The organism is uncultured Ellagibacter sp., assembly GCF_934617235.1.
GTDB lineage: Bacteria > Actinomycetota > Coriobacteriia > Coriobacteriales > Eggerthellaceae > Ellagibacter.
In genome coordinates this window covers 1-6,820 of sequence record NZ_CAKTTZ010000071.1, presented here as the reverse complement: position 1 = coordinate 6,820, position 6,820 = coordinate 1, and the positions used below count along the sequence as shown (strand labels likewise).

General features: G+C 59.8%; 6 protein-coding genes. 5 read left to right on the top strand and 1 reads right to left on the bottom strand.

Annotated features, from left to right (window positions below; genetic code table 11):
• On the bottom strand, positions 1-563 hold a 563-nt coding region (locus Q0G85_RS10025; protein ID WP_297157578.1), incomplete at its 3' end, for an aldehyde ferredoxin oxidoreductase N-terminal domain-containing protein.
• Between the two features lie 344 nt (positions 564-907).
• Between Q0G85_RS10025 and Q0G85_RS10020 the strand changes: the two genes are divergently transcribed.
• The 5 genes from Q0G85_RS10020 (at position 908) to nrfD (ending at position 6,109) form a co-directional block, all read left to right on the top strand.
• Positions 908-1,651 (top strand): 4Fe-4S binding protein, encoded by a 744-nt coding sequence (locus Q0G85_RS10020; protein WP_297157575.1) that lies wholly within the window; start codon positions 908-910, stop codon positions 1,649-1,651.
• A 67-nt stretch (positions 1,652-1,718) separates the two neighbouring features.
• Positions 1,719-2,396 carry a molecular chaperone TorD family protein gene (locus Q0G85_RS10015; protein ID WP_297157572.1) on the top strand — a complete coding sequence of 226 codons (678 nt, stop codon included), beginning with the start codon at positions 1,719-1,721 and terminating at the stop codon, positions 2,394-2,396.
• Positions 2,397-2,459: 63 nt separating this feature from the next.
• Positions 2,460-4,661, top strand: a complete 2,202-nt coding sequence (locus Q0G85_RS10010) for a molybdopterin-dependent oxidoreductase (RefSeq protein ID WP_297157568.1) — start codon at positions 2,460-2,462, stop codon at positions 4,659-4,661.
• A 2-nt stretch (positions 4,662-4,663) separates the two neighbouring features.
• A complete protein-coding gene (locus Q0G85_RS10005; protein ID WP_158050117.1) occupies positions 4,664-5,206 on the top strand; it encodes a 4Fe-4S dicluster domain-containing protein in 543 nt (180 codons plus the stop codon).
• Positions 5,207-5,212: 6 nt separating this feature from the next.
• Positions 5,213-6,109 carry an NrfD/PsrC family molybdoenzyme membrane anchor subunit gene (gene nrfD / locus Q0G85_RS10000; protein ID WP_276998569.1) on the top strand — a complete coding sequence of 299 codons (897 nt, stop codon included), beginning with the start codon at positions 5,213-5,215 and terminating at the stop codon, positions 6,107-6,109.
• Positions 6,110-6,820: the final 711 nt, after the last annotated feature.

Genomic DNA, 6,820 nt, shown 5'->3' with positions numbered 1-6,820 from the left:
GCGGAGTGGTTGCGGGAATTCATCATGCAGGCGTAGGGGAGAAGGTTCTCGCCTGCGGGGCCGATGGTCGCGACGCAGGCGCTGACGCCCTCGAGGCGGTTTAAGACTTCGGTCGTGGCGCGGGTGCCAAGGCCCCATACCATCGAGCCGTCCTTAATCTCGACCTTGTCATTCTTGATGTGAAGGTAAACCGGCTTGTCGGATTTGCCCTCGACGATGATGGCGTCGTAGCCCGCCATCTTGATCTTCGCGCCAAGCATGCCGCCGCAGTGCGCATCGACGACCTGATAGTCGGTGGTGAAGGTGGAAAGGAAGCAAACCGTGGTACGGCCAGCCAGAGGCACGCCGGTTGCGGTCAGGGGACCGACGGCGTAAACGATCTTTGCGTCCTCGGAAAGAGGATCGGTGCCCGGGGCGACCTCATCGTAGATAATCTTGTTCGCCAGGCCCATGCCGCCGATATATTCCTCATAGGGTGCGGTTGGCTCGGTGGTGGTAGATCCGGTCGTGAGGTTCACGCGCAAGATCTTGCCGGCCCAGCCATATGACTTCGTGTCAGCCATTGTTGCATCTCCAAATCTCTCGCTTATCGTGCGTTGCGTGACACGTCAAGGCGACTTGGGGTTGCAGACGATACAAACTCGTCGCCGCGAAGTGTCTCACCTGGGCTCTATACCCCTGTACCCTCTTTGAGGGTATTTGGGCGAAATTGCAGGTAGATGAGGTTTTGCCCCCGAAAGAGGGTACAGGGGTATTCCGTTGGCGCGCATAATGCTTAGCGTTGCGTGACCTATCAAGGCCAAAATGAAGAGGGGGAGCCACCGGGATGCGTACCTTATATAAAGGCGCGCGAGGAACCCGGGGCCGAAGGAAGAGACTCACCGATATGTGAGGGGGAGTACCAAAAATGTCAGATACCAATATCAACGGCAGCGCCCCTGAAGAGAGCCCGACGAACGCCGTCGAGCAAACTGAAGCTGTGGAAGCAAAGCCGAAACATGCGATGACCCGTCGCCAGGTGCTTGCGATGGCAGGCTGTGGCGTCGCCGGTCTCGTCGTGGGCGGCGTGCTGGCGTCGTGGGGCGTCACGAGCCAGTCGATCGCATCGGGCCGCATCGACATCCGCCACACCGCGACCAAGATGATCGTCACCGATCGCGCCCGTTGCTCCGGATGCCAGCGTTGCGAAATGATGTGCACGCTGAAGAATGATGGCCGCGTGTGCCAGAACATCGCCCGCGTCCGCGTTTGGGATAACTACTACTGGGGCACCAGCCCCGACACGGGCGAAGGCTCGTTCGGCGATGGCAACCCCGGCGCATGCGAATTCACCGTCGAGCATTGCAAGCAGTGCGCCGACGCGTGGTGCATGAAATACTGCCCGGTCCATGCCATCAAGCCCGACGAGAAGACGGGCGCCCGCACGGTCGACCCGAAGCTGTGCATCGGTTGCGGCATGTGCGCGCAGGCTTGCCCCTGGAACATGCCTCGCATCGATACCGAAACGGGCGTTTCCACGAAGTGCATCTCCTGCGGCCGCTGCGCAGAGCAGTGCCCCAACGGTGCCATCCAGTTCATCGATTGGGAAGATATCGCGCAGAAGTGCATCGACATGGGCGTCGTTCGCACGACCACGCTCGTCTCTGCGTAAGCGTCGGCTTCCCGCTGATGCAAGGTAAGTAAGTCAAACGATCGATTCGGAAAGGAGCGAACAGGCAATGTTGGACGACGCAGCGGTGTTCTCGATTCTCTCCAAGTGCTTTGCTCCCGTCGAGAAGGCGGAATGGGAGAAATTGTCCGCGCGCGAGGCATGGGCTGAGTTTCTCGATGGCGCACGCTTCATCCTTCAAAACGGCGGAAGCCTCGGGGTCGACAAGAGCCCCGCGGATTATCGTCGCGGCAACCACGCGCCTTTGCAGGATTTCCTGTCGGAGTGCGAGGTTTGCGCACTGTTCTGCCCTCCTACCCATGAAGAGAAGCGGCAGTTTGCCGCCCGCCACTTCACGGGAGGCTTGCCCGAATCGGCGCTTCCGATCGAGTCGCTTTACGTGAACACGGCCAAGGCTGGCGATTTGCTTTCGCCCGTCGACGGCAAGGGGATGTATCTGGGCGCTTCTGCCCGCTACATGTCCGCGCTTGTGGAGCGACTGGGGCTTAGCGTCCCGCCGGAATTCTCAGATTGCCCTGACCATCTGGCTCTCGAGCTCGATGTGATCGCCGTGCTTCTGAGAAGCGGAATGGTGGACGAGGCGCGAACGTTTCTCTCCGAGAGGTTCAATTGGCTTACCTCGTATCGCAAGCGTCTCATCAATCTGGGAAGCGAGGCGAACTTCTACGTTTGCCTGTGCGACCTGCTTATCGGCATCGTTGCCGAGCAGACAGAGGATGCGGCGTGAGCGGAAGAGCATCAAAGGGGAGCGAAGACGATGACGCGAGATGCATATAGAGAGGAATCAGCAATGTCAGAAAACGCTATTACCAGGCGAAGCTTTCTGGCCGGAAGCGCCGGGGTCGCTGCCGTTGCGGCGGGCGCGGGCTTTTTGAGCTTCAACGCTTGGGAGCAGGCGGATGCGCGCGGGACGAGCGATATCGATCATTACACCGCCCACTCGCTGTGCAACTCCTGTTCATCGAAGTGCGGGTTCACGGGATACGTCGTTGACGGCAAGCTTGGCAAGATGATCGGCGATGCGAACCATCCGAACTGCGAAGGCACGCTGTGCGGTCGCGGTTACGGCTTCGCCTCCATCGCCTACAACGAGGATCGCCTGACCGACCCGCTTAAGAAGAACGGCGGCAAGTTCGAGAAGATCACGTGGGACCAGGCCTACAGCGAGATCGCCGAGAAGGTCAAGGCGATCATCGACGAGAAGGGCCCCCAGGCGCTCGCCATGGTGCAGGACCCGCGTCCGAGCGGCTCTTACTACACCAAGCGCTTCATGAACGCACTTGGCAGCCCGAATGTCTACACGCACGGTGCCGCGTGCAACATGTCGAAGAATGCTGGGTTCACGCAGGTCATCGGCACGGGTGACTTCACCTCCGATGTGGCGAACTCCAAGATGACGATGTTCATCGGCCGCAGCTACGCCGACGCTATCAAGCCGAGCCAGCTGCACGCCATGCAGAAGGCGCACGAAAACGGTGCCGAACTGGTGATTGTCGACCCGCGTCTTAACAACTCCATCGCGTTCGCCGACGAGTGGGTGCCTATCAACCCTGGCACTGACCTGGCCTTCATCCTGGCCATGGCGCATGTCGTCGTGCACAACAAGCTCTACGACGCGAGCTATATCGCCGAGAACACCGTCGGGTTCGAAGAGTGGGCCGACTACCTGAAGGACTGCACGCCCGCATGGGCCGAGGAAATCACCGGCATCTCGAAGGACACGATCGAGCGCTTGGCGACCGACCTCGCGACGGCGGCACCGGCAGCTTCCATCGAGCCTTCTTGGCGCGGCGCTTACGGTTGCAGCTATGCGAACTCCGGCGAGACGGCTCGCGCGGTGTGCTGCTTCAACACGCTCCTCGGCTGCTGGAACCAGGAAGGCGGCGCCTTCTTCGGTAACTCCGTGAAGGCGGGCGATCTTGACAAGGAGAAGTTCCTGTCTGTCCCCAAGCCTGAGGGCAAGATTGCCGGTTCGGACGAATACCCGCTGTCCCTTACGGGCATGGGCGTGAACGTCTACGCTGCCGAGCTCGCCAAGAAGGGCGAAATCAAGGGCATGTTCTTCTACAACTCGAACATGGTTGCGGGTTACTCTAACCCCAAGTACCTTGAGGACTGTCTCTCCAACCTCGAGCTTTCCGTTGCCATCGACATCCAGATGACCGAAACCTGCCAGGCTTGCGACTACGTGCTTCCGGATACGACGTACCTGGAGCGCCTGGAAGTTCCCGAGTTCATCGGCGGCAAGATCCCCGCAGTTTCCCTGCGCGACCAGGTGATCGAGAAGATTCACCCGAACACCAAGCCAGTCGACGAGATTTTCACCGAGCTCGCCGAGGCATGTGGTGTGGGCGAGTACTTCCCGTTCACGGTTGAGGAACTTGCGGACGCGCAGCTTCGCACGGTGGGCCTCACGCTTGATGGCCTGAGGGTTGCCGGCACCGCCCGCTTCCCCGAGAAGACCTTCAAGTTCGGCAAGACGCCGACGTGGAAGACCCCCACGGGCAAGATTCAGTTCTCGAGCGAGGCGTGCCACGCTGCCGGTTACCCGAGCGTCCCGCAGTGGATTGAGCCTGTGGCAAGCGTTCCCGAGGGTGACAACTACTTCCGCCTGATCGGCGGCAAGCAGGCTGTTCATACGCATACGCAGACCGCGAACGTGCCGGCGCTCATGAACATTTCCAAGCAGTACAACCTCGATCGTGTTTGGATCAACGCGAGCCGCGCGGCGAAGCTCGGCATCTCCGAAGGCGACGAGGTCGAGATTTCCAACGATGAGGCGAAGGGTACGGTGAAGGTGCACGTCACCGAGCGCATTAACCCCGAGGCCCTCTACATGCCGAGCCACTACGGATGCAGCTCCAAGGACGAGAAGACCGCCTACGGGTTCGGCCTGCGTCAGATGGACTTCGTGCCCTTCCGCATTGAGCCTGGCTACGGTGGCATCTGCTCGCAGGAGGCTATCGTGAGCGTCAGGAAGGTGGGTGCATAAACATGGCCCGTTATGGAATGTTGATCGATACCACGAAGTGCATCGGCTGCTACACCTGCCGTCTTGCGTGCCAGCGGCAAAACGGCCTTGAGCCGGACGAGGCGTTCGTCCGCTTCGAGGATCGCGAGACCGGCACGTATCCGCAGGTAGGCGTCGAGCATGTGCCCCTGCAGTGCATGCATTGCGAAGACGCGCCCTGCACGAAGGTGTGCCCGACTGGTGCTGCCCATATCGGCACCGATGGTATCGTGCAAGTTGATCAGGGTCGCTGCATCGGTTGTCTGTACTGCATGGCAGCGTGCCCGTATCAGGTTCGTGTGCGCAACTCCAAGACCGGCGCAGTCGACAAGTGCCGCTTCTGCCACGTGTCGAACTACGAGAACGGTACCGAGATGTGCACCTGCGTGACGGCGTGCCCGACCCACGCTCGTATCTTCGGCGATTTGGACGACCCGGATTGCGAGCTGGTCAAGGAAATCAATCGCACGCATGCGGCGCCTATCGCTGGCGACCTGACCAAGTCCAAAGTTTTCTATGTGAGGTGATGAGAGATGACCTTCGAACCTATTTGGAGCGGCATCATCGCCTGCTATCTGTTCCTTGGCGGCTTGGGTGGTGGCGCGTTCGCGACGAGTGCATTTTTGGCATGGCGTCATCCTGAAGCGGTGAATATGCGTAAGATCGGCCATATCATCGCCCCGATTGTCGTTATCATCGGCCTTGTGCTGCTGATGTTCGACGCGAAGGCGGGCCTTTACAACCCGCTGCGCTTCGCCCTGTTGCTGACGAACTTCGGGTCTGTGATGACCTGGGGCGTCGTTATCCTGGCGCTGTTCGTGATCGTGGCTTTGATCGCCATGATCCTCGACCTTACGAAGCGTCGCGTCCCCTGGGGCATCGAGCTTGCCGGCTCGATCCTGGGCATCTGCGTCGCTATCTACACCGGCTGCCTGCTCGGCGTGTGCAACACGTTCCCGTTGTGGAACAACGCGCTGCTGCCGATCCTCTTCCTTGTTTCGGCAATGTCGACCGGCATGGCATCGGTGCTGCTCGCAGGTGTGTTCAAGCACCCTGAGGAGTTCAACCGCGTGGGCGTGTTCAAGAAGTTCCACTTCTGCTTCCCGTGCATCGAGATGCTGCTGGTTGCATCGCTCATGTTCATCACGGTGACGAACTCCACTGCGGGCTATGAGTCGGTTATGGCGCTGCTCGCTGGCAAGTATGCGGTTGCATTTTGGGTCCTGTTCGTGATTGTCGGCCTCGTCGGCCCGACGATCCTCGAGACCTGGATGCTCTTCTTCTCCCCGAAGGAGTTTGAGGAGAGCCGCAAGGCGCACGCGATTTCCGCGATGTCCGACATCGGCGTGCTCATCGGCGGCTTCATGCTCCGTCTGCTCGTGCTGATCGCAGCTCTGCCGATCACCATGGTGACGCCGTTCGTCTTGTAATCCTGCTTTACCGGGGGGCGTGAGGTTGATTGCGCCCCCGACCCTTCAACTTTGCTCGGGGTGCGACACCCGCCGCGCCCCCAACCTTTCAACTTTTTGCATCGCGGACTCCTTCCCCTGCGATATGAAAAGCCCTTTCCCGCCAAAGGCCGGCTCCGTTATCCATCGGAGCCGGCCTTTGTGCGTTGTGGGCAACCTCATCCCCGAGCTGCGATGTGATTCGGGGGCGCCTTCGCTCAGCCGAGTGCGACTCGGAGCACCTCGCCCTTTCCTGGAGCACGTGGCCCTTTCCTGAGCGCATCCGCCCCTTCTCGAGGATACGCCCGGTCCTTCCCGAGGGCACGACTGCCTTTCCTGCTACCCATCCGCATCTTCCCGAGGGCGTCCCTGGTCCCTCCCTTGGCGCCCCTGGTCCTTTCCTGGGGGGTGCAATTGATGCCGACACGAGTTTTTGTACGAGATTGACGAAATGTTATGAAGGAATGGTGAAGTTGGCCGATATGAAGCCTTAACTGCCCTGAAAGTGTCGCATGCACGGTTAAAACGAGAAGAGATAATCCACAATCACATGACTTTTGAGGAGTCGCACACAATTCCTTCGCAACAAAACGTCAATCTCGTACAGAAACTCCGATTCTCTATGTTAAACCACCGTTGACATGTCGGCGATCTGCCTGGTCCAGTAGACCATGGCGTCGCCGCATTCGAGGT

Coding starts and splice junctions, on each gene's coding strand:
- Q0G85_RS10020 (WP_297157575.1), top strand. CDS start 908: ATGTCAGATACCAATATCAACGGCAGCGCCCCTGAAGAGAGCCCGACG.
- Q0G85_RS10005 (WP_158050117.1), top strand. CDS start 4,664: ATGGCCCGTTATGGAATGTTGATCGATACCACGAAGTGCATCGGCTGC.
- Q0G85_RS10010 (WP_297157568.1), top strand. CDS start 2,460: ATGTCAGAAAACGCTATTACCAGGCGAAGCTTTCTGGCCGGAAGCGCC.
- Q0G85_RS10015 (WP_297157572.1), top strand. CDS start 1,719: ATGTTGGACGACGCAGCGGTGTTCTCGATTCTCTCCAAGTGCTTTGCT.
- nrfD (WP_276998569.1), top strand. CDS start 5,213: ATGACCTTCGAACCTATTTGGAGCGGCATCATCGCCTGCTATCTGTTC.